Origin of the sequence: Sulfitobacter sp. 1A13368 (genome assembly GCF_043557275.1) — a bacterium.
GTDB classification, from domain to species: Bacteria; Pseudomonadota; Alphaproteobacteria; order Rhodobacterales; family Rhodobacteraceae; genus Sulfitobacter; species Sulfitobacter faviae.
Genome location: NZ_JBIFFR010000006.1, coordinates 64,667 through 88,520, shown reverse-complemented (window position 1 = coordinate 88,520; position 23,854 = coordinate 64,667). Strand labels below are relative to the sequence as shown.

General features: G+C 63.9%; 25 protein-coding genes and 1 tRNA gene. 22 read left to right on the top strand and 4 right to left on the bottom strand.

Features of this window, described 5'->3' with window-relative positions; all coding sequences use genetic code 11:
- The first annotated feature begins 230 nt into the window (after positions 1-230).
- Entirely contained in the window at positions 231-752 is a 522-nt protein-coding gene (locus ACGYK4_RS13145; RefSeq protein WP_394456922.1) for a superoxide dismutase family protein, read from the top strand.
- A gap of 259 nt (positions 753-1,011) precedes the next feature.
- Here ACGYK4_RS13145 and ACGYK4_RS13140 read toward each other — a convergent pair.
- A tRNA-Thr gene (locus ACGYK4_RS13140) sits at positions 1,012-1,086 on the bottom strand.
- Between the two features lie 85 nt (positions 1,087-1,171).
- On the opposite strand from ACGYK4_RS13140, the gene ACGYK4_RS13135 reads away from it, so the two are divergent.
- The 7 genes from ACGYK4_RS13135 (at position 1,172) to ACGYK4_RS13105 (ending at position 5,917) form a co-directional block, all read left to right on the top strand.
- A complete protein-coding gene (locus ACGYK4_RS13135) occupies positions 1,172-1,348 on the top strand; it encodes a hypothetical protein (protein WP_168612795.1) in 177 nt (58 codons plus the stop codon).
- 3 nt (positions 1,349-1,351) lie between these two features.
- Complete coding sequence (murA, locus tag ACGYK4_RS13130) at positions 1,352-2,623, top strand: UDP-N-acetylglucosamine 1-carboxyvinyltransferase (RefSeq protein WP_394412355.1); 1,272 nt, start codon at positions 1,352-1,354, stop codon at positions 2,621-2,623.
- Positions 2,620-3,090, top strand: coding sequence for a DUF2948 family protein (locus ACGYK4_RS13125; protein ID WP_067266611.1), 471 nt, complete (start codon positions 2,620-2,622; stop codon positions 3,088-3,090). The genes murA and ACGYK4_RS13125 overlap by 4 nt, the downstream gene beginning before the upstream one ends.
- Before the next feature lie 30 nt (positions 3,091-3,120).
- Complete coding sequence (locus ACGYK4_RS13120; RefSeq protein WP_394433197.1) at positions 3,121-3,450, top strand: hypothetical protein; 330 nt, start codon at positions 3,121-3,123, stop codon at positions 3,448-3,450.
- A 50-nt stretch (positions 3,451-3,500) separates the two neighbouring features.
- On the top strand, positions 3,501-4,802 hold the full coding sequence (gene hisD / locus ACGYK4_RS13115) for a histidinol dehydrogenase (RefSeq protein WP_394456920.1): 1,302 nt from the start codon (positions 3,501-3,503) through the stop codon (positions 4,800-4,802).
- Between the two features lie 149 nt (positions 4,803-4,951).
- Positions 4,952-5,455: a UPF0262 family protein gene (locus ACGYK4_RS13110; RefSeq protein ID WP_269451601.1), complete on the top strand. Its 504-nt coding sequence runs from the start codon at positions 4,952-4,954 to the stop codon at positions 5,453-5,455.
- A complete protein-coding gene (locus tag ACGYK4_RS13105; RefSeq protein WP_394456918.1) occupies positions 5,456-5,917 on the top strand; it encodes a low molecular weight phosphatase family protein in 462 nt (153 codons plus the stop codon). It begins immediately after the preceding gene.
- A gap of 4 nt (positions 5,918-5,921) precedes the next feature.
- Here the strand turns inward: ACGYK4_RS13105 and ACGYK4_RS13100 are convergent, their stop codons facing one another.
- The gene (locus ACGYK4_RS13100) at positions 5,922-6,284 is read right to left on the bottom strand and encodes a hypothetical protein (RefSeq protein ID WP_067266603.1); all 363 of its coding nucleotides are present in this window, start codon (positions 6,282-6,284) and stop codon (positions 5,922-5,924) included.
- A 215-nt stretch (positions 6,285-6,499) separates the two neighbouring features.
- Between ACGYK4_RS13100 and lepA the strand changes: the two genes are divergently transcribed.
- Complete coding sequence (gene lepA, locus ACGYK4_RS13095; protein ID WP_394456916.1) at positions 6,500-8,302, top strand: translation elongation factor 4; 1,803 nt, start codon at positions 6,500-6,502, stop codon at positions 8,300-8,302.
- A 147-nt stretch (positions 8,303-8,449) separates the two neighbouring features.
- Here lepA and ACGYK4_RS13090 read toward each other — a convergent pair whose 3' ends face one another.
- The gene (locus tag ACGYK4_RS13090) at positions 8,450-8,917 is read right to left on the bottom strand and encodes an REP-associated tyrosine transposase (RefSeq protein ID WP_394456914.1); all 468 of its coding nucleotides are present in this window, start codon (positions 8,915-8,917) and stop codon (positions 8,450-8,452) included.
- 147 nt (positions 8,918-9,064) lie between these two features.
- On the opposite strand from ACGYK4_RS13090, the gene ACGYK4_RS13085 reads away from it, so the two are divergent.
- The 13 genes from ACGYK4_RS13085 to ACGYK4_RS13025 all read left to right on the top strand — a co-directional run bounded on the left by ACGYK4_RS13085 (position 9,065) and on the right by ACGYK4_RS13025 (position 23,086).
- Positions 9,065-9,895, top strand: a complete 831-nt coding sequence (locus tag ACGYK4_RS13085; protein WP_394456912.1) for a 3-keto-5-aminohexanoate cleavage protein — start codon at positions 9,065-9,067, stop codon at positions 9,893-9,895.
- Between the two features lie 80 nt (positions 9,896-9,975).
- Positions 9,976-10,746 (top strand): MBL fold metallo-hydrolase, encoded by a 771-nt coding sequence (locus tag ACGYK4_RS13080; protein WP_394456910.1) that lies wholly within the window; start codon positions 9,976-9,978, stop codon positions 10,744-10,746.
- Positions 10,747-11,013: 267 nt separating this feature from the next.
- Complete coding sequence (locus ACGYK4_RS13075) at positions 11,014-12,069, top strand: C4-dicarboxylate TRAP transporter substrate-binding protein (RefSeq protein WP_322329047.1); 1,056 nt, start codon at positions 11,014-11,016, stop codon at positions 12,067-12,069.
- Between the two features lie 26 nt (positions 12,070-12,095).
- The gene (locus ACGYK4_RS13070; protein WP_067267049.1) at positions 12,096-12,629 is read left to right on the top strand and encodes a TRAP transporter small permease; all 534 of its coding nucleotides are present in this window, start codon (positions 12,096-12,098) and stop codon (positions 12,627-12,629) included.
- The gene (locus tag ACGYK4_RS13065; protein ID WP_394433214.1) at positions 12,629-13,969 is read left to right on the top strand and encodes a TRAP transporter large permease; all 1,341 of its coding nucleotides are present in this window, start codon (positions 12,629-12,631) and stop codon (positions 13,967-13,969) included. The genes ACGYK4_RS13070 and ACGYK4_RS13065 overlap by 1 nt, the downstream gene beginning before the upstream one ends.
- On the top strand, positions 13,966-14,754 hold the full coding sequence (locus ACGYK4_RS13060) for an IclR family transcriptional regulator (protein WP_394433216.1): 789 nt from the start codon (positions 13,966-13,968) through the stop codon (positions 14,752-14,754). Before ACGYK4_RS13065 ends, ACGYK4_RS13060 begins: the two co-directional genes overlap by 4 nt.
- Before the next feature lie 17 nt (positions 14,755-14,771).
- Positions 14,772-16,868, top strand: coding sequence for a 3-hydroxyacyl-CoA dehydrogenase NAD-binding domain-containing protein (locus ACGYK4_RS13055; RefSeq protein ID WP_394433218.1), 2,097 nt, complete (start codon positions 14,772-14,774; stop codon positions 16,866-16,868).
- Positions 16,865-18,040, top strand: a complete 1,176-nt coding sequence (locus tag ACGYK4_RS13050; protein WP_394456909.1) for an acetyl-CoA C-acyltransferase — start codon at positions 16,865-16,867, stop codon at positions 18,038-18,040. The genes ACGYK4_RS13055 and ACGYK4_RS13050 overlap by 4 nt, the downstream gene beginning before the upstream one ends.
- A gap of 11 nt (positions 18,041-18,051) precedes the next feature.
- Positions 18,052-19,251, top strand: coding sequence for an acyl-CoA dehydrogenase family protein (locus ACGYK4_RS13045; protein WP_394456907.1), 1,200 nt, complete (start codon positions 18,052-18,054; stop codon positions 19,249-19,251).
- Positions 19,248-20,381 carry an acyl-CoA dehydrogenase family protein gene (locus ACGYK4_RS13040; protein ID WP_394456905.1) on the top strand — a complete coding sequence of 378 codons (1,134 nt, stop codon included), beginning with the start codon at positions 19,248-19,250 and terminating at the stop codon, positions 20,379-20,381. Before ACGYK4_RS13045 ends, ACGYK4_RS13040 begins: the two co-directional genes overlap by 4 nt.
- The gene (locus ACGYK4_RS13035) at positions 20,362-20,769 is read left to right on the top strand and encodes a PaaI family thioesterase (protein WP_271689050.1); all 408 of its coding nucleotides are present in this window, start codon (positions 20,362-20,364) and stop codon (positions 20,767-20,769) included. The genes ACGYK4_RS13040 and ACGYK4_RS13035 overlap by 20 nt, the downstream gene beginning before the upstream one ends.
- Positions 20,766-21,533, top strand: coding sequence for an oxepin-CoA hydrolase, alternative type (locus tag ACGYK4_RS13030; RefSeq protein WP_394456903.1), 768 nt, complete (start codon positions 20,766-20,768; stop codon positions 21,531-21,533). Before ACGYK4_RS13035 ends, ACGYK4_RS13030 begins: the two co-directional genes overlap by 4 nt.
- A 53-nt stretch (positions 21,534-21,586) precedes the next feature.
- Positions 21,587-23,086, top strand: a complete 1,500-nt coding sequence (locus tag ACGYK4_RS13025; RefSeq protein ID WP_394456902.1) for a class I adenylate-forming enzyme family protein — start codon at positions 21,587-21,589, stop codon at positions 23,084-23,086.
- Positions 23,087-23,119: 33 nt separating this feature from the next.
- Here ACGYK4_RS13025 and rpe read toward each other — a convergent pair whose 3' ends face one another.
- A complete protein-coding gene (rpe, locus tag ACGYK4_RS13020) occupies positions 23,120-23,809 on the bottom strand; it encodes a ribulose-phosphate 3-epimerase (RefSeq protein WP_394456900.1) in 690 nt (229 codons plus the stop codon).
- Positions 23,810-23,854 lie beyond the last annotated feature (45 nt).

Sequence of the window (23,854 nt, the reverse complement as noted above, 5' to 3'; positions counted from 1 at the left end):
CATTTAGTTCAGTCACTTATCTGGAATACGGAGGGCGATTAAGATGTTTTTAATGTCTGGGTAACATAAGAACCCTCGGCCTGCCGATTAGAAGTCGGCTGCTCTATCCAGCTGAGCTAAGGGAGCACTCGGCCGCTTATAGGGGCAAGCCTCGCCCTGCATCAAGAGGAACCCGACGCGGGCCGGGTGGGTTGAGCCGTCATCGGACATATAACCCAAAGGAGGAAGCCATGTATCTGCGCAATATCCTACTCGGGGCCGCTTTGGCCACAACAGGCGCCGTGGCGGCGCAGGCCGAAAACCCTATGCAAACGGCTGCGACGGCCCAGGTCGCGGGGAATTCGAACGATATTTCGGGCAATGTTTCGCTGAACACGACTGCGTCGGGCCGCACTTTGGTCAGGATCGACGTGACCGGCGTGCCCGCGGGCACCCACGGCGTGCACTTGCATGAGACCGGTGATTGTTCGGCGGAGGATTTCAAATCCGCCGGTGGCCATATCGCGGGGGACCGCAAGCACGGTGTGCTCGTCGAAGGTGGGCCGCATCCCGGTGATATGCCCAATATGGTCGTGGGTGAAGATGGGGTGCTGGAAGCCGAAGTCTTCCTCGACCTGCTCGATATTGAGACCATGATCAAAGATGATGACGGTGCGGCCTTCATCATCCACAGCGGCGCAGACGACTACGAATCGCAGCCTTCGGGCGACGCGGGTTCGCGTATTGCGTGCGGCGTGTTTGAGGCGTCGTGATTGGATGTGAATTTTCGGCGCCTCCGTCTCGGGTTGTCGGAGCGGGGGTGTCGATTCGATGTATAGGATAGGCGTGTAGCGTTGGCTCTAAAGAAACGAGCGGCACTCTCGCGGGGGTATTTCGATAACTAAGAGTAGTTTCATGGTGCTGCTGGAGAGAATTGAACTCTCGTACTCAGACTGACGCGTAGCGTCGGGCGTAAGTCGAGAGACCGGCGCTCGTGCTAGACGTTACATATCTGGAAAAAAGGAAGATTAATGGTGCTGCTGGAGAGAATTGAACTCTCGACCTCTCCCTTACCAAGGGAGTGCTCTACCTCTGAGCTACAGCAGCGCCGTGGGCGGGTGATTAGCCGCAATCGAAAGGGGGCGCAACCCCTGATCTGGACCCTTCTTGCCCCCTGCGCTAGATAGGCGGCATGGCAAAGCAAAACGCCCCGGAAAAGAACGCGAAAACACCCTCTGCGCGGGAGGCGCGGCTGAAGGCTGCGCTCAAGGCGAATATGGCGCGGCGCAAGGCGCAGGCGCGCGCGCGGGCCGAGGATGTGGCGCAGGATACAGGCAATGGCCCCGAGGGGCCGGAAAAGGACAGCTGAACGATGGATTCCATTCTGGTCAGGGGCGGCGGTGCGCTCAACGGGCAAATTCCCATCGCGGGTGCTAAAAACGCCTGTCTGGCGCTGATGCCCGCCACATTGCTGAGCGAAGAGCCGCTGACGCTGACCAATGCGCCGCGTCTGAGCGATATTCGCACGATGACGCAGCTTTTGCAGTCTCTGGGCGCCGAAGTGGCCGCGATGCAGGACGGCAAGGTCATCACCATGGCGAGCCATGGGGAGATCAACACGCGCGCGGAATATGACATCGTGCGCAAGATGCGCGCGTCGAATCTGGTCTTGGGGCCGCTTTTGGCGCGGGAAGGCCATGCCGAAGTCTCGCTCCCCGGCGGCTGCGCGATTGGTGCGCGCCCAATGGACATTCACACCGACGGTCTGGCCAAGATGGGGGCAGAGATCGACCTGCGGGACGGCTATCTTCATGCCAAGGCCGCGGGCGGTAAACTGAAGGGGGCGGTGATCGATTTCCCCTTCGCCTCTGTCGGGGCGACCGAGAATATCTTGATGGCCGCGACCCTTGCCAAGGGCACCACCGTCATCAACAACGCCGCGCGCGAGCCCGAGATCGTCGATCTGGCGGATTGTCTGCGGGCCATGGGCGCGCAGATCGAAGGCGATGGCACCTCCAGCATCACCATTCAGGGCGTCGACAGCCTGCATGGCGCCACCCATAAGGTCGTGACCGACCGGATCGAGCTTGGCACCTATATGCTGGCCCCCGCCTTCTGCGGCGGTGAGGTCGAGCTTCTGGGCGGGCGAATCGACCTGCTGGAGGCGTTTTGCGAAAAGCTCGACGCGGCGGGCATCGACGTGAGTGAGACTGATGCGGGTCTCAAGGTCGCACGGCGTAACGGGCGGATTTCGGCGGTGGATGTCACCACCGAGCCGTTCCCCGGTTTCCCGACCGATCTTCAGGCGCAAATGATGGCGCTGCTCTGCACCGCCGAAGGCACCTCGGTTCTGGAAGAAAAGATTTTCGAGAATCGCTTCATGCACGCGCCGGAGCTGATCCGCATGGGCGCGCGGATTGATGTGCAGGGGGGTACGGCCAAGGTCACCGGGGTCGAAAAGCTCAAAGGGGCGCCGGTTATGGCGACCGATCTGCGGGCGTCGATTTCCCTCATTCTTGCCGGGTTGGCCGCCACTGGAGAGACCACGGTCAGCCGGGTCTACCACCTTGATCGCGGCTATGAGCATGTGGTCTCCAAACTGCGCGGCGTTGGGGCGGATATCGAAAGGATCAGTGACAAATGACCGAAGATGCACGTTTCGAAGATGGCCGCGAAGCGCCGTTGAACCTGGGCGCTTTGGATGCCGAGGATCTGACGGTAATCGCCTCGCTGACGCAGGATGCGGTTTTCCCCGCCTCGGAAATGCGCTGGCACCGCGCGGGCGCGCGTTTCGCGCTGCTGCTGAACCGCTTGCGGCATGAGGATACGGGGGCGGCGCGTCACGCGCCCGAGCGGGTGCAATCGGTGCTGATGTTCAACAACGTGCAGCGTGTTGCCAGCCAAGGTGTGCCGCAGGGCGATGCCGATACGATTCTGTCGCTGCTCGACATCGCTTTTGAAGAGGGCGACGCGCCGTCCGGCCATGTGACGCTGACATTGGCTGGCGATGGCGCGATCCGGTTGGAGGTCGAAGCGCTTGAGGTGACGCTCAAGGATGTGACCCGCCCCTATGTCGCCCCGTCCAAGAAACGGCCCGTTCACCCTGAGTGACGCCGCCGCATGGCGGGCAAGGATCGCAAGATGCCTGAACTGAAACAGAATAGATTTACCCGGGGCCGGATCACCGCGCTGTTGACCGAGATGTCCGGTTGGGCGCTGATCCTCTTGGGCTGCGCCTTGGGCGCGGTGCAACTCATCGCGTCGCTCTCGCTCGCGACTTTGGTGGTGCCGCTCGCGTTGGTCTCGGGTGGTCTCTCCGCCATTTTGGTGGCGCAGGTGGCGCGTGCGATCTTCGACAATGCCCAAGACACCCGCGCCATGCGACTGGCGCAGCGCTCCGCCCCCGCTGCCACCTCTAAAACCGCGGGCCTGCGGGCCGAGCCGAGCCTGCGCCGCCCGCAGGCGTCTTAACATTTTCAGGCCAGCCCTGCGCGGCGGCCCCTCTACGAAAGCTTGAACCCATGCCCGTCACGCTCGATGCCTCCGCTGCCGATTTCGAAGCGGCTTTTGACAAACTGCTAAACGCCAAGCGCGAGGACAGCCCCGATGTCGATGCCGTGGTGGCCGAGATCATTGCCGATGTGCGCGCCCGTGGCGATGCCGCCGTGATCGACCTGTCGCAGAAATTCGACCGCGTGACCCTGACCGCCGAGACCCTGCGCATCAGCGCGGAAGAGGTCGACGCCGCCGTGGCCGAAGTCTCTCCCGAAGACCGCAAGGCGCTGGAACTCGCCGCCGACCGCATCCGCGCCTATCACGCCCGGCAATTGCCCGAGGATGCGGAGTGGACCGATCCCGACGGCGCGACTTTGGGCTGGCGCTGGACACCGGTTTCCGCCGCGGGGCTCTATGTGCCGGGCGGGTTGGCAAGCTACCCATCCTCGGTGCTGATGAACGCGGTCCCGGCCAAAGTGGCGGGAGTGGCCCGTCTGGCCATGGTCGTACCGACGCCCGATGGCGTGCTGAACCCGCTTGTACTGCTGGCCGCCCGCATCGCCGGGGTGGATGAGATTTACCGCATCGGCGGCGCGCAGGCCGTGGCGGCGCTGGCCTATGGCACTGAAACGATCCCCCCGGTGGACAAGATCACCGGCCCCGGCAACGCTTTCGTCGCCGCCGCCAAACGCCGCGTTTTTGGCAAGGTCGGCATCGACATGATCGCGGGGCCATCCGAGATCCTTGTCATCGCTGATGGAGAGAATGATCCCGATTTCATCGCCCTCGATCTGCTCAGCCAAGCCGAACATGACGAGAGTGCGCAGAGCATCCTGATCACCACTGACCCTGCCTTTGCCCACGCTGTGGAAAAGGCGGTTGAGAAACGTCTGCTCACCCTCGAACGCCGCGCCATCGCAGGTGCAAGCTGGCGCGACAATGGGGCGATCATCACCGTGCCGGACCTCGACGCCGCCACCGCCCTCAGCAACCGCATTGCGCCCGAGCACCTTGAGCTTTGCGTGGCGGACCCGAAGGCGCTGTCGGACAAGATCACCCACGCTGGGGCGATCTTCCTCGGCCAATGGACGCCCGAGGCGATTGGCGATTACGTCGGCGGGCCGAACCACGTTCTGCCCACGGCGCGCTCGGCGCGTTTCTCCTCTGGCCTGTCTGTGCTGGATTTCATGAAGCGGACGACGCTGGCGCAGATGTCGCCCGAGGCGCTCAAGGCCATCGGCCCTGCGGCAGAGCGACTGGCCCAGTCCGAAAGCCTTGAGGCGCACGGCCTGTCGGTCACCGCGCGTCTGCGCAAACTCAACGACTAGGGCAGGGGGCAGCGCTGCCCCCGCCTGCGCGCTCTCGGTCTTGCCGATGCTTCTGACGTATCGTCAAATGCGCTGACGGGGCGCAATCGCGGGCGCGCGTGTTCTCGCGCATTGCCCCCTCCCCACCGCTGCGCTATCCACGAAAGGGTATCGCCAGCAAAAAGGATGCGCCGATGACCCGCATCACCCATATCGCGCTTGATGACGCGAACATGCCGCCCCCCACGCCCGAGATCGATCAGGAGCGTAAGGTGGCCATGTTCGATCTGCTGGAAGAGAACAGTTTCATCCTGCCCGAACGCGAAAAGGGGCCGGTGCCCGAAGGGCCTTACCATCTGTCCCTCTCCATCCGCGACAAACGTCTAGTCTTTGATGTGCAGACCGAGGCGGCTGAAAAGGCAGCGGAATTTCACCTCTCCCTCGGCCCCTTCCGGCAGGTGGTGAAGGATTACTTCCAAATCTGCGAAAGCTATTTCGAAGCGGTCAAGAAGCTGCCCCCCAGCCAGATCGAGACGATCGACATGGCCCGGCGCGGCATCCACAACGAAGGCTCCCGCGTGCTGCAAGAGCGGCTCTCGGGCAAGGCCGAGATCGACACCGACACCGCGCGGCGGCTATTTACCCTGATCTGCGTTCTGCATTTCGGCGGATAAATGACGCAGGTGCTGCCTCAATCCGTTCTCTTCTGCTGCGATCATAACGCCGTCCGCTCCCCCATGGCCGAGGGGTTGATGAAGAAGTTCTACGGCACCGGCACCTATGTCCAATCCGTCGGCGTCAAGAACGATATAGAGATTGACGGCTTCTCTATCGCCGTATGCAGAGAGCTGGAGGTGGAGCTCGACCGCCACCGCAGCCGCAGTTTCGACGAGATGGAGGAATGGGGCGACGATCTGGGGTCATTTGACCTTGTGATCGCGCTTAGCCCTGCCAGCCAGCGCCGGGCGCTGGAACTGACGCGGTTCTATCATCTCGACGTGGAATATTGGCCGATCCTTGACCCCACCGGGCTGGGCGAGGGGCGCGAGGCCAAGCTCACCCAGTTTCGCGCCGCCCGCGATCAAATCGTCGGACGGCTCATTGACCGTTTTGGCCAGCCGCTCAGCCAAGACTGAGCAATCAGGTGTTGGAACAGGCCGCCGCGGCGCTTTGGCCGAAGGCTTTCCATGTGCTCCAGAAAGCGTTCTCGCTTTTGTTGTCGGATTGGCGCATTTCCTGCAAACGGTGCGGGTCGCGGAAAATCTTGGCACCCTGGCGCTGGTCCGAGCGCGACAGCGTCTGATCCGCCACCGCCTGCACGCAGCCGCAGCGCGCATGGCTGGAGCCGCGGCGCCCATCGGCCAGACAGGCCTTTTGGATCGGCCCCGTGGCGAAAAGAACCGGTGTGGGGGAGAAACGTCCTACGGCGGCATCGCTGGAATAACGTGTGCCGCCACAACCCGCCAAGATGGCGAGCGCCATCAAACTTGCAACTGTCCGCATTGATTTGCCCTATTGTTCTGGACCATGGGGTTTTCCCCCTTGTCGGCCCGATCTGCTCTGCCCGTCATTATGCCGCAAAAGGGGGCTTCGCGCAATTCTCCTTTGGGGGGCTGCGCCCTTTGACCCGCGATAAAGCGCCGTGACGTGCGGGCAGGGGGCATGGGCGCGTTCATGGCCAATTGACGCAGGCGCGGCTCTGCGCCATATCCCCTTGCATGACACCGCTTGAAAACATCCGCAACTTCTCCATCGTGGCGCATATCGACCACGGCAAATCCACGCTGGCCGACCGGTTGATCCAACTCACCGGCACGGTCGCTGAACGCGACATGCAAAGCCAGCTTCTGGATAACATGGATATCGAGCGGGAGCGGGGCATCACCATCAAGGCGAACACCGTCCGCATCGAATACCCGGCGAAAGACGGCAAGACCTATGTGTTGAACCTGATCGACACGCCCGGACACGTCGACTTCGCCTATGAAGTCGCGCGCTCCATGCATGCGGTCGAAGGCTCGCTTCTGGTCGTCGACGCCACACAAGGCGTTGAGGCGCAGACGTTGGCCAACGTCTATACCGCCATCGATGCGGATCATGAGATCGTGCCGGTGCTGAACAAGGTCGACCTGCCCGCCTCTGACCCCGACCGCGTACGCGAACAGATTGAAGACGTGATCGGCATCGACGCCTCCGATGCCTGCCTGATCTCTGCCAAGACCGGCGTCGGCATTCCCGACGTGCTGGAAGCGATCGTCAACAAACTGCCCGCGCCCAAGGGCGGCGACCCCGACGCGCCGCTGAAAGCGATGCTGGTGGACAGTAAGTATGACCAATACCTCGGCGTCATTTGTATCGTCCGTATTATCGACGGCACCCTGAAAAAGGGCGACCGCATCCGCATGATGAAAACCGGCGGCACCTATGACGTGGACGATGTGGGCGTCTACCGGCCCAAGATGGTCGGCGTCGACAGTCTCGGCCCCGGCGAGATCGGCTATCTCAACGCCTCGATCAAACAGGTCCGCGACACCCGCGTCGGCGACACGATCACCCATGAGAAACGCAAATGCGAAACCGCGCTGCCGGGCTTCAAACCCTCGGTGCCGGTGGTCTTCTGTGGCCTCTTCCCGGTCGACGCCAACGATTTCGAGGACATGCGCGAGGCGATCGAGAAACTCGCCTTGAACGACGCCTCCTTCACCTATGAGATGGAGACCTCCGCCGCGCTTGGCTTCGGCTTCCGCTGCGGTTTCCTTGGCCTTTTGCACCTCGAGGTGATCCGCGACCGGCTTGAGCGCGAGTATGACATCGACCTCATCACCACCGCGCCCTCGGTGATCTACCACGTCCACATGAAGGACGGGGAGATGCAGGAGCTGCACAACCCCGCCGACATGCCCGACATGACGCTGGTTGACCATATGGAGGAGCCGCGCATCAAGGCCACGATCCTCGTGCCCGACGACTACCTCGGCGACGTGCTGAAGCTCTGCCAAGACCGCCGCGGCATTCAGGAAGACCTGACTTATGCGGGCTCGCGCGCCATGGTGGTTTACGACCTGCCGCTCAATGAGGTGGTGTTTGACTTCTACGATCGGCTCAAGTCCGTTACCAAGGGCTACGCCAGCTTCGATTACCAGATGATCGGCTATCGGCAAGACAATCTGGTCAAGATGCAGATCCTCGTGAACGATGAACCCGTCGACGCGCTCTCAACTATGGTGCACCGTGACCGCGCCGAGATGCGTGGCCGGGCGATGGTTGAAAAGCTGAAAGACCTGATCCCGCGCCACATGTTCAAGATTCCGATCCAGGCGGCCATCGGCGGCAAGGTCATCGCGCGCGAGACGCTCTCGGCGATGCGTAAGGACGTGACGGCGAAGTGTTACGGCGGCGACGCCACGCGGAAGAAGAAGCTGCTGGAGAAGCAGAAGGCCGGTAAGAAGAAGATGCGCCAGTTCGGGAAAGTGGATATCCCGCAGGAGGCGTTTATTTCCGCACTGAAAATGGACAGCTAAAGCTGGCCATTTTTCGGTGCGCGGTCCCCAAAACCACCCGTAGGGTGCGTGCTCCGCACGCACCTTTCAAACCATGTCACCGCCCGCAAAGAACACCGTCAAAGCACGCGCCGCCTCGCATACAAGGGTGCGTGGGGACCACGCACCCTACGGGGCCGCATTTCGGTGGATGGACGACAAGCGCCAATCTTCTGGTTTTTCGACGTAGCCGTGCTTGACGGGATTGTTCCAACAATACCCGACATGCGCGTCGAAGTCGCGTCGATCCCGAATGTGGTGCTCCCAGAAGCGGCGCTGCCAAAGGCCGCGTTCGCCGCGCCTGTCATGGCTCGACCGCGTTGCGCCTTTTGGCAAGACCCTTGAAAACCGCGCCTTGATCAATCGCCAGCGCAGCGAGTAATCGCAGTCGCCGGAGGGCAGGGTCCAAACGCAATGTAGATGATCCGGCAGCACCACGAAGGCGTCGATCCGGAACGGCCGTTCTGCCTTGGTTTGGCGTATCGCAGTGCGCAGAAAATCTACATGCCGGACCAGAATGTCCGACCGGCGGTCGGCTAAGTTGACGGTGAAGAAGATGGTCGCACCGGCGATGCGGGGACGGCGATAGGAGGACATCCGTGGAGGTTGCTGCGAAGTGGTAAAGGAATGGTAAACCTCATGCCAAACCCCTCGGGGTTTGGCAGCGTCTGAACCTTCCCAACCAGTGTACACCGCCCCCGCCATATGCGACCCTGAGCACCAAACACTACAGGATCACCACCCATGACCACCCCCTGCATCCTCTGCGTCGCCATCACCGGCTCCGTTCCCACCAAAGCCGCCAACCCCGCCGTGCCGATCTCGATCGCCGAGCAGGTCGAGTCGACTCACGCGGCCTTCGAGGCCGGTGCCTCGATCTGCCACGCCCATGTGCGCAACGACGACGAGACCCCGTCCTCGGACCCCGAGAGGTTCGCGCGGTTGATGGAGGGCGTGCAAAAGCACTGCCCCGGCATGATCATCCAGTTCTCCACCGGCGGGCGTTCGGGCGCGGGGCGGGAGCGGGGCGGGATGCTCTCGCTCAGGCCCGACATGGCCTCGCTCTCGGTCGGGTCCAACAACTTCCCGACGCGCGTCTACGAGAACCCGCCGGAATTGGTCGATTGGCTGGCCTCGGAGATGAAAACTTACGAGATCAAGCCCGAGATCGAGGCCTTTGACCTCAGCCACATCCACAAGGCCGCCGAGATGAACCGCGACGGGCGCATTCCCGGCCAGCTCTATGTGCAATTCGTCATGGGCGTGAAAAACGCCATGCCGGTGGACCGTGAGACCTTTGATTTCTACATCAAGACGCTGAACCGCCTCGCGCCCGATGCGCAGTGGTGTGCCGCCGGGATCGGGCCGAACCAGATCGTGCTGAACGAATGGGCCATCGCGGCGGGCGGCCACACCCGCGCGGGGCTTGAGGATAACGTGCGCCTTGATCGCGATACGCTGGCGCCCTCGAACGCGGCGCTGATCCAGCGGGCGGCGGATCTCTGCGCGAAATACGAGCGTCCGGTCGCCACGGCTACACAAGCGCGTGAAATTCTCGGCCTCCGCCCGGCCTAGGCTTGCCGCATTGCGGGTGCCGCGTTGAAATGCGGGGCGGGGCCGCTATGTCCCGTTCCAGCAACCAACAGGAGCCTGAAATGTCCCAGACCCGCCGCCATTTCCTTGCCACCTCCGCCGCCGCCGCTGGCGTCGTGACGCTGCTGCCTTTCGCTGCCCGCGCCGCCACGCAGAGCGGTGATACCTTCGACACCGACGCAGGCCCGATCACCGTGCACCCCGTCGACCACGCCTCCATCGTGTTGGAGACGCCAAAGGGCGTGATCTATGTCGATCCGGTGGGCGAGCCCGCGCAATACAGCGATTTCCGGGCGGCGGATCTGATCCTCATCACCCATGAGCATGGTGATCACTACAATGCCGATACGCTGGCCGCACTGGCAGGCGATGACGTGCAGATCATCACCAACCCCGCGGTGTTCGACATGCTGCCCGAAGCGCTTGCCGCCAAGGCCAGCAAAATCGCCAATGGCGAGAATACCGAGTTCAATGGCCTGCCGATCAACGCGATCCAGGCCTATAACACCACCGAAGAGCGCAAGAAGTTCCACCCCGAGGGGCGCGACAACGGCTATATCCTCGGCTTCGACGGCTTCCGCGTCTATATCTCGGGCGATACCGAAGACACGCCCGAGATGCGCGGGCTGACCGATATCTCGCTGGCTTTCGTTTGCATGAACCTGCCCTTCACCATGGATTCCAACGCCGCCGCCTCGGCGGTGGCCGAGTTCAAGCCCGCTTACGTCTACCCCTATCACTTCCGGGGTAAAGACGGCGGCACCCAAGACCCGCAAGAGTTCGCCAAACGCGTCGGCACTGATGTCGAGGTCAAATTCGGCGACTGGTATTAAAGTTCAACGGCCACGTCCTGTGCGGGCGTGGCCGCCTTTGCTACAGGCCGCTCGATCGGAGCAGCCGATTCCGGGATGGAGTGGGGCTGTTCCGCGCCTGCACCATCCTTCGGGAAATTTTCCCTTAACAAATTCAATAGCCTAACCGCTCTCCCTGCCTTTAGCCGAAGTTTCGCTTGATCGCCTTCGGTCCGCGGACTAGCGTGACCTGCGACAAATGCGAAACAACGGTTCGCATTGCGAAACAAGTCTCTGGGAGGAGCCGACATGACAATTTTCAAACACCTGAGCTGCGCCGCAGCTCTGGCGCTGGCTGGTGGCGCGGTAAGCGCTGAAACCGTTTTGATTCATGGGGAAGCCGGGCCGAACCGCGGTGCGCGCGCGCAGGCGTTGCAGTGGTTCGCCGATCAGGTCGCCGAACGGTCCGATGGCGATATGCGCCTCGACATCCAGTGGGGCGGGGCGCTGTTCAAAGCCAATGCCGCCGTGCAATCGCTGGCCGATGGCGTGGCCGACACCGGCTCGGTCATCGCGGTCTACTACCCGCAAGAGATGGCGGGCTACGGCATCGCCGACCTGCCGGTGAACAACCCCGACGCTTGGGTCGGCATGCGCGCCACCGATGAGCTGATGCGCAGCAACGAAGCCATTCAAGAAGACCTCGCCGAGAAGAACCTCGTCTACATCGGCACTTGGACCACCTCTCAGGTGAACATCGGCTGCAAGGGCGGCGCGATCAAATCCGTCGACGATATCTCGGGCAAGAAGGTCCGCGGCGTGGGCGCTTACGGCAAGGTCTTTGGCGAGGAGGGCGCGAATATGGTCAACATGTCGATCTACGACGCCTACCAAGGGCTCGACACCGGGCTGATCGACTGCTCGCAGGGCTACAGCTATGCCGTGGCGGCGCTGAAACAGGCCGAGGTGATGGACAGCTACACGATCCTCGACTGGGGTCAGGTCGGCGGCCTTGGCATCTTCATGAACAAGGACATGCACGACAGCCTGACCGAAGAGCAGCAGGAGACGCTGGCCGAGGTTGGCGCGGATATGGCCGATGAATTCGGTCGTCTGATCACCACCGCAAACGAAAAGGCCATCGCCTCCATGAAAGAGCAGGGCGTCGAGGTCATCACCCTGCCCGAAGAGGACCGCGCGAAACTGGTCAAAGCCGGTGAGAAGTTCCTTGACGAATGGGTGCAAACGGCAAGCTCCGCCGGTCTGCCGGGTGAGGAACTGCTGGAAGAGTATAAGGCGCTCATCGCCAAATACACCGAAGAGCGTGACGCCAACGGCTACCCATGGGACGCCGCTGGTAACTGATCGCTGACACTGGGGAGGGGCAGCATATGTTGGTAAATCTGGAGAAAATCCTGTTGGGGCTGGGGGCCTTGGCGGTGATCGCCTTGGGGGTGTTGATCACCTCCAACGTGATCGCCCGCGCGCTCTTTGCCAGTCAGGTGCCCGATAGCGTGACCATGGTGCGAGAGCTCATGGTCGCCGCCATCCTGCTGCCCCTCGCCGCCGCCACCGCGGCCCGTGCGCATGTCTCGGTCGCCTTCGTGACCGACCGTTTCCCGGAACGCGCACGCTCGGTGCTGATCGTTGCAGGCTCTGCCATCGGGATGCTGGCGCTGGCGCCGCTGATCTATTCCGGCGGGCGTGAATTCCTCTCCGTGGTGGAGAAGGGGAGCTTTTTCTATGGCGACCTGAACCTGCCCAAGTGGCCGGGGCGGTTGTTGTTCCTGATCGGGATGATCGCCACTTTCTTGCGGCTGGCCGAGCTGACATGGCGCGACGGGCGCACCGTGCTTGCGGGCGGCGTCGTCTCGGATGAGCAACATCACGCGGCTGACCTTATGGTTGAAGAGGACTTGCGCTAATGGATGCTTCGACCATCGGAATGATCGCCTTTGCCGCGGTACTGATCATGCTGGCCCTGCGGGTGCCAATCGCCTTTACACTGGCCTCGGTCGCGACCGTCGCCACCTTCTTTATCTTCGCCTTCCGCACCGGGACTTTCATGCCCGAGCGCGCGATCAAAGCGACCACTTCGATGGTGTTCTCGAACTCCTTCGACCTCATCCATTCCTACGATCTGTCGATGATCCCGCTCTTCGTGGCGCTTGGACATATCGCCTATCGCGCTGATATCACGACGAAAATCTACCACGCCGCCAAGGTCTGGCTGACCAAGCTGCCGGGCGGGGTGGCTATGGCTTCGGTCATGGGCTGCGGCGGGTTTTCCGCGATCACCGGCTCGTCCATCGCCTGCGCCTCGACCATGGGCAAGATCTGCACGCCCGAGATGCTGCGCATGGGCTATGACCCGCGCCTCGCCACCGCCTCGGTCGCGGCGGGGGGTACGCTGGGTTCGCTCATTCCGCCTTCGGTGCTCTTCATCATCTACGGCATCTTCACCGAGACCTCGATCTCCTCGCTCTTCCTCGCCGGTGTTCTGCCGGGGCTGCTGACGCTGATGGGCTTCGTGCTGGTCATCGCCGTTTGGGTCTGGCGCGATCCATCGGTCGCCCCCTCGACCGCCCAGCGCTACAGCGCGGGGGAGCGTTGGACCGCAGCGCTCGAAAGCTGGCCCGCGCTGCTGCTCTTCGTGCTCATCATCGGCGGCATCTACGGCGGCATCTTCACCGCGACCGAGGCCGCAGCTGTCTGCGTCGTCTCTGCCACGCTGATCGGTTTTGCGCAGAAGAAGCTCGACTGGGCGGGCCTCTGGGCTGCGGTGAAAGAGACCTGCGTGCAGACCTCCGCCATCTTCCTCATCGCTGCCAGTGCCAAGATCTTTGTGGCCTTCGTCGCGCTGACGGGCGTCGCGGGCACCATCGTTGGGTTCGTCTCAGACGCGCAGATGTCGCTGGTGGTGCTGATGCTTTGCATTGCGCTGATCTACCTGCTCTTGGGCATGTTCCTTGATCCCATTGGCATCATGGTGCTGACTCTGCCGCTGATGATCCCGCTGGTCGAAAGCTATGACCTAAACCTCATCTGGTTCGGCGTCGTGGTCATCAAGCTGCTGGAGATCGGCCTGATCACCCCGCCCGTCGGCCTCAACGTCTTCGTCATCGCCAACGTGGTGGGCCGTGAAGCGCCGATCGACAAGATCTTTGCCGGGATCACGCGCTTTCTCAGCGTCGACGTGATCGTGCTGATCCTGATCATGTCCTTCCCGACGATCTCGCTCCTGATCCCGATGGCGGCGCGATGAATCAGGCGGCATCCGATACCGGCACGGACCGCAAGTTCGCCAATACGCTGGCGCGGGGGCTTGGCATTCTGCGGGCCTTTCGCGCCAGCGATAGCGGGCTAAGCCATGCTCAGATCGCTGAGCGGACGGGGCTGCCGAAACCCACCGTCTCGCGGCTGACCTATACGCTGTGCGAGCTGGGGTATCTGGCCCATGGCGGGCGCAACGACAAGTTTCGGCTTGGGCCCGCGGCCATTGCGCTCGGCTCCGTCGCCTCTGTCGCGGTGAGCTTCGTGGATATGGCGTCGGATGCGATGCAGGAACTGGCGGATGAGACCCGCACGCTGGCGTTGATCGCCGTGCGCGATGGTGATCGGATGATGCTGGTACGCACGTGGCGACCGCGCACGGCCTCGACGATCTGGCTGGAGCCGGGGCACCGCATTCCGGTCTATGGCTCCTCCTCGGGTCTGGCCACGCTGGCCAGCCTTGACGAAGACCGTTTCGAAGCGTTGGAACCCAATGACCGGCTGCGCGATTTCCGCCGTGAGGGCTATGAGCAACTGCTGGCGCAGGGCTTTGTGCTGGCCCCGCCTGACACCCGCTATGCCCGGAATGTAAACGCGGTCAGCGTGCCCTATTACGCCGGTGAGTTCGGAGAGCCGGTGTCCTTTAGCTGCGGCGCGCTGCCGGCGGACTTGCCCGACGACCGCATTCTGTCACAAGTGGGGCCAGCCCTGCGCGACGTGGTCAGCGGCATCGAACAACGCACCGGACGGGCGCCCGCCCTGTCGCGGCGCGGATAAAGACAAGGAGACATCACATGACCGACAAGATCGCCTATTCCCGCCATGACGACATCGTCGTGCTGCGCATCGAAAACCCGCCCGTCAACGCGCTGAGCCAAGCCGTGCGGCAGGGGCTGGCGGACGGCATGGACCGCGCCGAGGCCGAAGACGGCGTGCGCGCTGTGATGATCGTGGGCGAGGGACGTGCCTTTATCGCGGGGGCAGACATTACCGAGTTCGGCAAACCGCCGATGGAGCCCTTCCTGCCCGATCTCTGCAACCGGATCGAAGCCTCGCCGCTTCTGGTCGTGGCCTCCATGCATGGCGTGAGCCTCGGCGGCGGTCTCGAGGTCGCGCTCTCGGCGCATTACCGCATCGCCCAGCCCTCGGCCCGCGTGGGCCTGCCGGAAGTGCACCTCGGCCTCATTCCCGGCGCTGGCGGCACCCAGCGTCTGCCGCGTCTGATCGGCGTGGAACCTGCGCTCGACGCCATCACCACGGGCCGCCACATCAAGGCACCGCAGGCGCTGGAGATGGGCATCGTCGACCGCGTGGAGGAGGGCGATCCGCAGGAGGTTGGCCTTGCCTACGTCCGCGAGTTGCTCGACAGCGGTGCCGAGCGCCGTCCGATCTGCGAGATGCCCGCGCCCGCGCCCATCGACTGGGACGCCGCCTATGAGGCGACGCTGAAGAAGGGCCGCGGCCAGATTTCCCCCGCCGAGGCCGTGCGGGCCGTGCAGGCGGGCGTCGAGAAACCCTTCGAGGAGGGCATGAAAGCCGAGCGCCGCATCTTCTCGGAACTGATGAACACCGACCAGCGTCAGGGCATGATCCACGCGTTCTTCTCGGAACGCGCCGTCAGCAACCTGCCGGAACTCAAGGGCGTCGAGCCGCGCGAGCTGAAAGCCATCGGCGTGATCGGCGGCGGCACCATGGGCGCTGGCATCGCCACGGCGGCGCTGCTCTCGGGTTTCTCGGTCGTGCTGATCGAGATGAAGGACGAGGCCGCTAAGGCCGCGCATGACCGTATCTCCGGCAACCTCGCCGGCGCGTTGAAGCGCGGCAAGATCGATCAGGCGAAGTTCGATCATCTGACCGGCCAAGCGCTCACCGTCTCTACCGAATACGACAGCCTGCGGGATGTCGATCTGGTGGTTGAGGCGGTCTTCGAGGACATGGACGTGAAAAAGAAAGTCTTCGGCAAGCTCGACGCGGTCTGCAAACCGGGCTGCGTGCTGGCCTCCAACACCTCCTATCTGGACGTGAACGAGATCGCCGCCAGCACTAAGCGCCCCGAGGACGTGATCGGGCTGCACTTCTTCTCGCCCGCGCATGTGATGAAACTGCTCGAGGTCGTCGTCGCCAACAAGACCGCGAAAGACGTGGTCGCCACTGGCTTCGCGCTTGGCAAGGCACTGGGCAAGGTCTCTGTCCGCGCAGGTGTCTGCGACGGCTTCATCGGCAACCGCATCCTCGCCACCTACCGCACCGCGGCGGACCACATGGTGTTGGACGGCGCCAGCCCCTACAAGATCGACGCGGCGCTGGAGAAATTCGGCTTCGCCATGGGCCCCTTCGCCGTGGCCGACCTCGCCGGTCTCGACATCGGCTGGGCCACGCGCAAGCGCAAGGCCGCCACGCGCCACCCCGAGGAGCGGGTGCCGACCTACATCGACCGGCTTTGCGAACAGGGCCATTTCGGCCAGAAGACCGGCGAGGGTTACTACATCTACGAGAAGGGCAAGCGCGGCGGCACGCCGAACCCGGAAGTCACCCGCCTGATCGAGGAAGAGCAGAAGGAACGCGGCATCACCCCGCGCGAGTTCACCGACGCCGAGATCGTGCGCCGCTACATGTGCGCCATGGTCAACGAGGCCGCGAAAGTGCTGGAAGAAGGCATCGCGAAACGCCCGCTCGACATCGATATGACCCTGCTCTTCGGCTACGGCTTCCCGCGCTACTGGGGCGGCCCGATGAAATGGGCCGACATTCAGGGCCTGCCCAACGTGCTCTCGGCAATCGAAGGCTTCGCCGAGCAGGACCCGTGGTTCTGGAAGCCCGCACCACTGCTGGCCGAACTGGTCAAGACCAACCGCAACTTTGATGATCTGAACAAGGAAGCTGCCAAATGAAACAGGCCGTAATCGTCTCTGCCGTCCGCACCGGGCTGGCCAAATCCTTCCGCGGGTCATTCAACATGACCCACGGTGCCACCATGGGCGGCCATGTGGTCGCCGAGGCCGTGAAACGTTCGGGCGTGGAGCCTTCGGCCATCGAGGACGTGATGATCGGCTGCGGCTACCCCGAAGGGGCCACCGGCTCGAACATCGCGCGTCAGATCGCCCTGCGCGCGGGCCTGCCGGTCACCGCCTCGGGCGTGACCGTGAACCGCTTCTGCTCGTCCGGCTTGCAGACCGTCGCCATGGCCGCCAATGCCATCTGCATGGAGGGCGCAGGCCCGATGGTCGCGGGCGGGGTCGAGAGCATTTCGCTGATCCAGCCGCATGTGAAATCGGTCAAGGAGCCTTGGCTGGAAGAGCACAAGCCCGAGGTCTACATGGCGATGATCGACACCGCCGACATCGTGGCCAAACGCTACAACATCAGCCGCGAGGATCAGGACGCCTACGGTCTGCGCAGCCAGCAGCTGATCGCCAAGGCGCAGGAGGCCGGTCTCTTCGACGACGAGATCGTGCCGATGCAGACCACCATGGGCGTGCAGGACAAGGAAACCAAGGAGATCTCCACCCGCGAGGTCACCGTGGACCGCGACGAATGCAACCGCCCGAACACCACGATGGAGGGGCTCGCGGGCCTCACCCCCGTGCGCGGCGAGGGGGCCTTCATCACCGCCGGTAACGCCAGCCAACTGTCGGACGGTGCCGCAGCACTGGTGCTGATGGACAGCAAAGAGGCGGAGCAGCAGGGCCTTCAGGCCATGGGCGCCTTCCGCGGCTTCGCCGTCGCGGGCTGCGAGCCTGACGAGATGGGCATCGGCCCGGTCTTTGCCGTGCCGCGCTTGCTGGAACGCCACGGCCTCAGCGTCGACGACATCGACATCTGGGAGTTGAACGAGGCTTTCGCGAGCCAGGCGCTTTACTGCCGCGACCGACTGGGCATCGACCCGGACAAGTGCAACGTGAACGGTGGCTCCATCGCTATCGGTCACCCCTTCGGCATGACCGGGGCGCGGATGACCGGCCACATCCTGCGCGAAGGCCACCGCCGCGGCGCGAAACTCGGCGTCGTGACGATGTGCATCGGCGGCGGCATGGGGGCGGCTGGCCTCTTCGAAATCTACTAAAGGGGGCCGAGATGGACCTGAGCTATACAGACGAAGAACGCGCCTTCCGCGAGGAGGTGCGTCAATTCCTCGCCGAGAAACTGCCGAAAGAGCTCTCCGAGAAGGTGCGCCGCGGGCAGGAGCTGACCAAGGACGACCACGAGCGCTGGCACGCGATCCTGAACGAACAGGGCTGGCTCGCGACCAACTGGCCCAAGGAGTTCGGCGGGGCGGCGTGGAACGCCGTGCAGCGTCACATCTTCGAGGAAGAAGCCGCCGCCCACCACGCGCCGCGCATCGTGCCCTTCGGCCTGTCGATGCTGGCGCCAGTGCTGCAGAAGTTCGGCTCGAAAGAGCAGCAGGACTACTGGCTGCCGCGCATCCTGTCGGGTGAAGACTGGTGGTGTCAGGGCTATTCCGAGCCGGGCGCAGGCTCCGACCTCGCCTCGCTGAAGACCACCGCGGTGAAGGACGGCGATCATTACATCGTCAACGGTCAGAAGACATGGACCACGCTGGGCCAGCACGCCAACATGATCTTCTGCCTCGTGCGGACGAACAAGGAGGTGAAGCAGCAAGAGGGCATCTCCTTCCTGCTGATCGACATGGACACGCCGGGCATCACCGTGCGCCCGATCATTCTGCTGGATGGCGGCGCCGAGGTGAACGAGGTCTTCTTCGACAACGTGAAAGTGCCCGCCGAGAACCTCGTCGGCGAAGAGGACAAGGGCTGGACCTACGCCAAGTACCTGCTGACCCATGAGCGTACCAACATCGCGGGGGTGGGCTTCTCCCAAGCCGGTCTGGCGGCGGTGAAACGCATCGCCAAATCCGAGATGGCCGGAGGCCGACCGCTGATCGAGAACCCGCATTTCGCCGCCCGTGTGGCGCAGGCCGAGATTGACCTGATGGCGATGGCGACGACCAACCTGCGGATCATCTCGAAAGCCGCCGCAGGGCAGGCGCCGGGCGTGGAAAGCTCCATGCTGAAAGTCAAAGGCACGATCATCCGGCAGGAGATCAACGATCTGGCGCGCCGCGCCGCCGGGGTCTACGCCATGCCCTTTGCCTCGGAAGCGGTGGCAGGCAGCAACGACGCGCTGCCCGATCCCAATGACGCGGGTCCCGTGGCCGCGCAATATTTCAACAACCGCAAGCTGTCGATCTTCGGCGGCTCCAACGAGATCCAGCGTGGGATCATCGCCAAGACCATGCTGGGAGGTAGCAAATGAATTTCGACCTGACCGATGAACGCCAGATGCTGCAGGACAGCCTGGGGCGGTTCCTGCGCGACAAATACGACACCGAGACCCGCAACCGCATCCTTGAGAGCGAGACCGGCTATTCGACCGAGATCTGGGAAGGTCTGGCCGAACTGGGCGTGATCGGGGCGCTTTTCACAGAAGAGCAGGGCGGTTTCGGCGGTGCCGGTTTCGACCTCGCCGTGGTCTTCGAAGAGCTGGGCCGCGCCGGGGTGGTCGAACCGCTTCTGGAGAGCGCCGTGCTGGCCGGGGGGCTGATCGCCGACCTCGGGAACGAAGAACAGCAGGAGCATATCGAGCAACTGATCGGCGGCGCGCTGCAACTCGCCTTCGCCCATGGCGAACCGGGCAGCCGCTATGACCTCGAGCGCGTCACCACTTCGGCCACGCAAAACGGCGACCAGATCGTGCTCAGCGGTCGCAAAGCCGTGGTGGCCAATGCCGAGGCCGCCGACATGCTCGTCGTCTCCGCCCGCGAAAACGGCGAGGCGGGGGATCGCGATGGCATCTCGCTCTTCCTCGTGCCCGCCGATGCCAAGGGGCTTTCGGTAACCGGCTATGCGCTCTTGGCCGGTGGCCGCGCCGCCGAGGTGACGCTGGACGACGTGACCCTGCCGGAAAGCGCCCGTCTGGGCGCGCCGGGCAAGGCGTTTGACGCCATCGAGACACGCAACGCCATGGCCACCGCCGCGCTCTGCGCCGAAACGCTGGGCGCGATGGAGACCGCTTGCGACCTCACGCGCGAGTACCTTGGCACCCGCAAGCAGTTCGGCCGCCCGATCGGCAGCTTTCAGGCGCTGGCGCACCGCATGGCGGACCTGCTCATCGACCTCGAACAGGCGCGCTCGGCGGTGATCAACGCGGCGGGCCATCTGGAAGATGACCGCGCCAGCCGCGAGCGTCACGTCTCGGCGGCGAAGAACCTGATGGGCCGCGTTGGCCGTCTGGTTGCAGAGGACACGATCCAGATGCATGGCGGCATCGCCATGACGCAGGAGTACGAACTGGCGCATATCGCCAAGCGCATCACCATGGCGGACCACCGCTTTGGCGATGTCGACCATCATCTGGAGCGGTTCATTGCACTATCCGCCGCATGATGCACCGACCAGCGGGGTTCAGCAGCTGATCGGGTTTACCCCCGACCTGTCGAACCCCGATGGCAGCACCCGCGTGACGCTTGATCTCGGCCCGCAGCACCTGAATGTTTCGGGCGTGCTGCACGGCGGGCTGCATACGCTGATGCTTGACGTTGCCGCCGGTTTCGCCTGCGCGCGGCACTGCGCGATGAGCGGGCCCTTCGTGCCGATGCTGACGCTTTCGCTGACCACCGATTACATCGGCGCGGTCCGCGAAGGGCAGATTGTCGCCACGGGGCGCGTCACCGGCGGGGGCTTCAAGATTCTCTACGCCGAGGCGCAGTTGCACGATGCCGAAGGCCGCCTGCTGTCGCGCGCCACCGGCGTATTCAAGAGGGCCAAGACATGAGCGCATGTATCGAGGACCGCGGCGACCGGCTGATCGTCTGGAACGGTAACGCCGAGAAACGCGGCGCGCTGACGCCCGCGCTCTACGACGCCATCGCCGAGGCGATGCGACTGGCCGAAGAGCCGCGCATCCGCGCGGTGATCCTGACCTCCGAGGGGCGGTTCTTCTGCGCCGGGGGCGACCTCAACGTGCTGATCGAACGCCGCAAGCTGACCGAGGAAGTCCGGCGTGAGCGGGTCGATGCCCTGCATGATCTGGTGCGGTCGATCCGCGCCTGCCCGGTCCCCGTCATCGCCGCCGTCGAGGGCGGTGCCGCCGGTGCGGGCCTGTCACTGGCGCTGGCCTGCGACATGATCGTGGCCTGCGAGGACGCGCAGTTCACCGCCGCCTACGTCAAGGCCGGTCTGGTGCCCGACGCAGGCCTCACCGCGTCGCTTGCCCGGCTGCTGCCGCGGCCCTTGGCGATGGAGATGTGTCTGCTGGGCCGCCCCGTCATGGCCATGCGCTTTGCCGAACTGGGCGCGGTGAACCGCATCTGCCCCAACGGCCGCGCGCTCGATGAGGCGCTGATGCTGGCAGACACGCTGGCCGCGGGCCCGCGCGACGCGCAAGCCACGATCCGGGCCTTGGTCGGGCAGGCCTATGAGACCGACGAAGCCGCGCAGCTCGACGCCGAGCGCAACGCCATGGCCCGCGCCGCGGGCGGCGACGAAGCCGCCGAGGGCATCGCGGCCTTTTTGGAGAAACGAAAGCCCCGGTTCTAGCCGGGCGGCGGCTGCCGGAGGAGGGGGCCGCTATTAGGCAGGAGGAGACACCCATGAATGCCAGGGTACAGGATTTTCTAGCTGAGCAATTGGCGACCCGCCCGGAGGCACCGGCGCTGAGTGATGCAAGCGGTGCGGCTTGGAGCTTTGCCGATCTGGACCGCGCGCGCCGTGCCTTGGCGGCTGAGTTGCGCGGCGCGGGGGTGCAGGCAGGCGACCGCGTGCTGTTGATGGTGGAAAACTGCGTTTCCGCCGTGGCCGGGCTCTATGCCGCGTGGGAGTTGGACGCGGTAGCCATCCCCGTCAACGCCCGCCAGAGCGAGGCCGAGGTCACCCGCATCATCAACCACGCCACCCCGGCGGCGGTGCTGCTGACCTGCGAAGTCTCGCCCGAGGCGGCGGCCCATGCGGCGCGGCTGGACGCACGCGAGATTGCGGGCGATTTCGGCAGATTGCATCTGGCCACGCCACAGCCCAGCAGCCCGGATGCCGATCTGCATGACGTGGCGGTGCTGCTTTATACCACCGGCACCACAGGCGACCCCAAGGGCGTGATGCTGACCCATTCCAACCTGCGCTTCGGCGCCCGTGCCTCTGCCGATCTTCGGCAGATGGTGCCGGGGGATGTGGTCTATGGGGTCTTGCCGATGACCCATGTCTTCGGCCTTGTCTCGGTGCTGATGGCTGCGGTTAGCGCGGGCGCGAAGGTGCGGCAGGAAAGCCGCTTCTCCGCCGCGAAACTGCATGCCGCGACCCATGAAGACGTCACGATCCTGCCTGCGGTGCCGCAGATGCACGCGCTGGTCATGCAATACTCGCGCGAGCGCGGCATGCCGAAACTGGAAAGCCCGACCCTGCGCTATGTCTCCTCCGGCGGTGCGCCGCTTGACCCTGCGTGGAAGCGCAAGGCCGAGGCCTTCTACGAACTGCCCTTGCAAAACGGTTTCGGCATGACCGAGACCTGCTCGGGCGCATCGGCCACGACCAATGCGCTTGGCTCCCCCGATACCTCTGTCGGGCCGGTGACGCCGGGGACCGAGTGCAAGATCGACGACCAAGCTCCCGGCGGCAATGGCGCGGGAGAGGGCGAGGTGCTGGTGCGCGGCCCGCATGTGATGATGGGCTATTACCGCAACCCGACTGAGACCGACAAAGCCATCGACGCCGAAGGCTGGTTACACACCGGCGATCTGGGCAAGCTCGATAAGGAGGGGCGGCTGCACATCCTCGGACGCTCAAAAGAGTTGATCATCCACGGCGGTTTCAACGTCTACCCGCCTGAGGTGGAGGCCGCGTTGAACGATCACCCGCGCGTGGTGCAATCGGCGGTGGTCGGACGGCGGCGCGAGGGCGATGAAGAGGTGCTGGCCTTCGTGCAGGTGGCACCGGGGGACGAGGTCACGGCAGAGGAGTTGCGCGGTTTCGTCAAGGAACGGCTCACCGGCTACAAACGACCCGCACAGATCATCGTGGCCACTGATCTCCCCGCAGCGCCCACGGGCAAGATCCTGAAGCACCGCTTGCTGACGGCCTTTGCCGATCAACTGGCGTGACGGGGCGGGGCGCAGAGGCGCCCCGCATCTTTATCAGACGTAAGTCCCTTCGGCGGCAGCGCGGATTGCGCGGATGTTCTCGCCATAGGGCGCCGGATCGCTGACCGAGCCGCCCTTGAAGACGGCAGAGCCTGCCACCAACACATCGGCCCCGGCCTGCGACACCAGCGGCGCGGTCTTGGGATCGACGCCGCCGTCGATCTCGATATGCACGGGCCGGTCGCCGATCATGCTGCGCAGCTCGCGGATCTTGGCGGTCATGTCGATGAACTTCTGCCCGCCGAAACCGGGGTTCACGGTCATCACGCAGACCAGATCCACCATGTCGAGGATCTCGGCCACGGCGCTTGCTGGCGTGCCGGGGTTCAGCGCGACGCCCGCCTTGGCGCCCGCGCCGCGGATCGCTTGCAGCGAGCGGTGAATATGGGGGGTGGCCTCCACATGGGCGGTGATCACATCGGCACCCGCCTTGGCGAAGGCCTCGATATAGGGATCGACCGGGGCGATCATCAGATGCACGTCCATCACGCCCTTGATATGGGGCCGGATCGCCGCGCAGGTGGCGGGGCCGAAGGTGATGTTGGGCACGAAATGGCCATCCATCACGTCCACATGCACCCAATCGGCGCCTTGGGCTTCGATGGCTTGGCATTCGGCACCGAAATTGGCGAAATCGGCAGCGAGGATGGAGGGGGCGATCTTGATCGAACGGTCGAAAGTCATGGGCGGCCTGCCTTTGTTGCGGGGGTTGGCCCCTCATAACGGCTG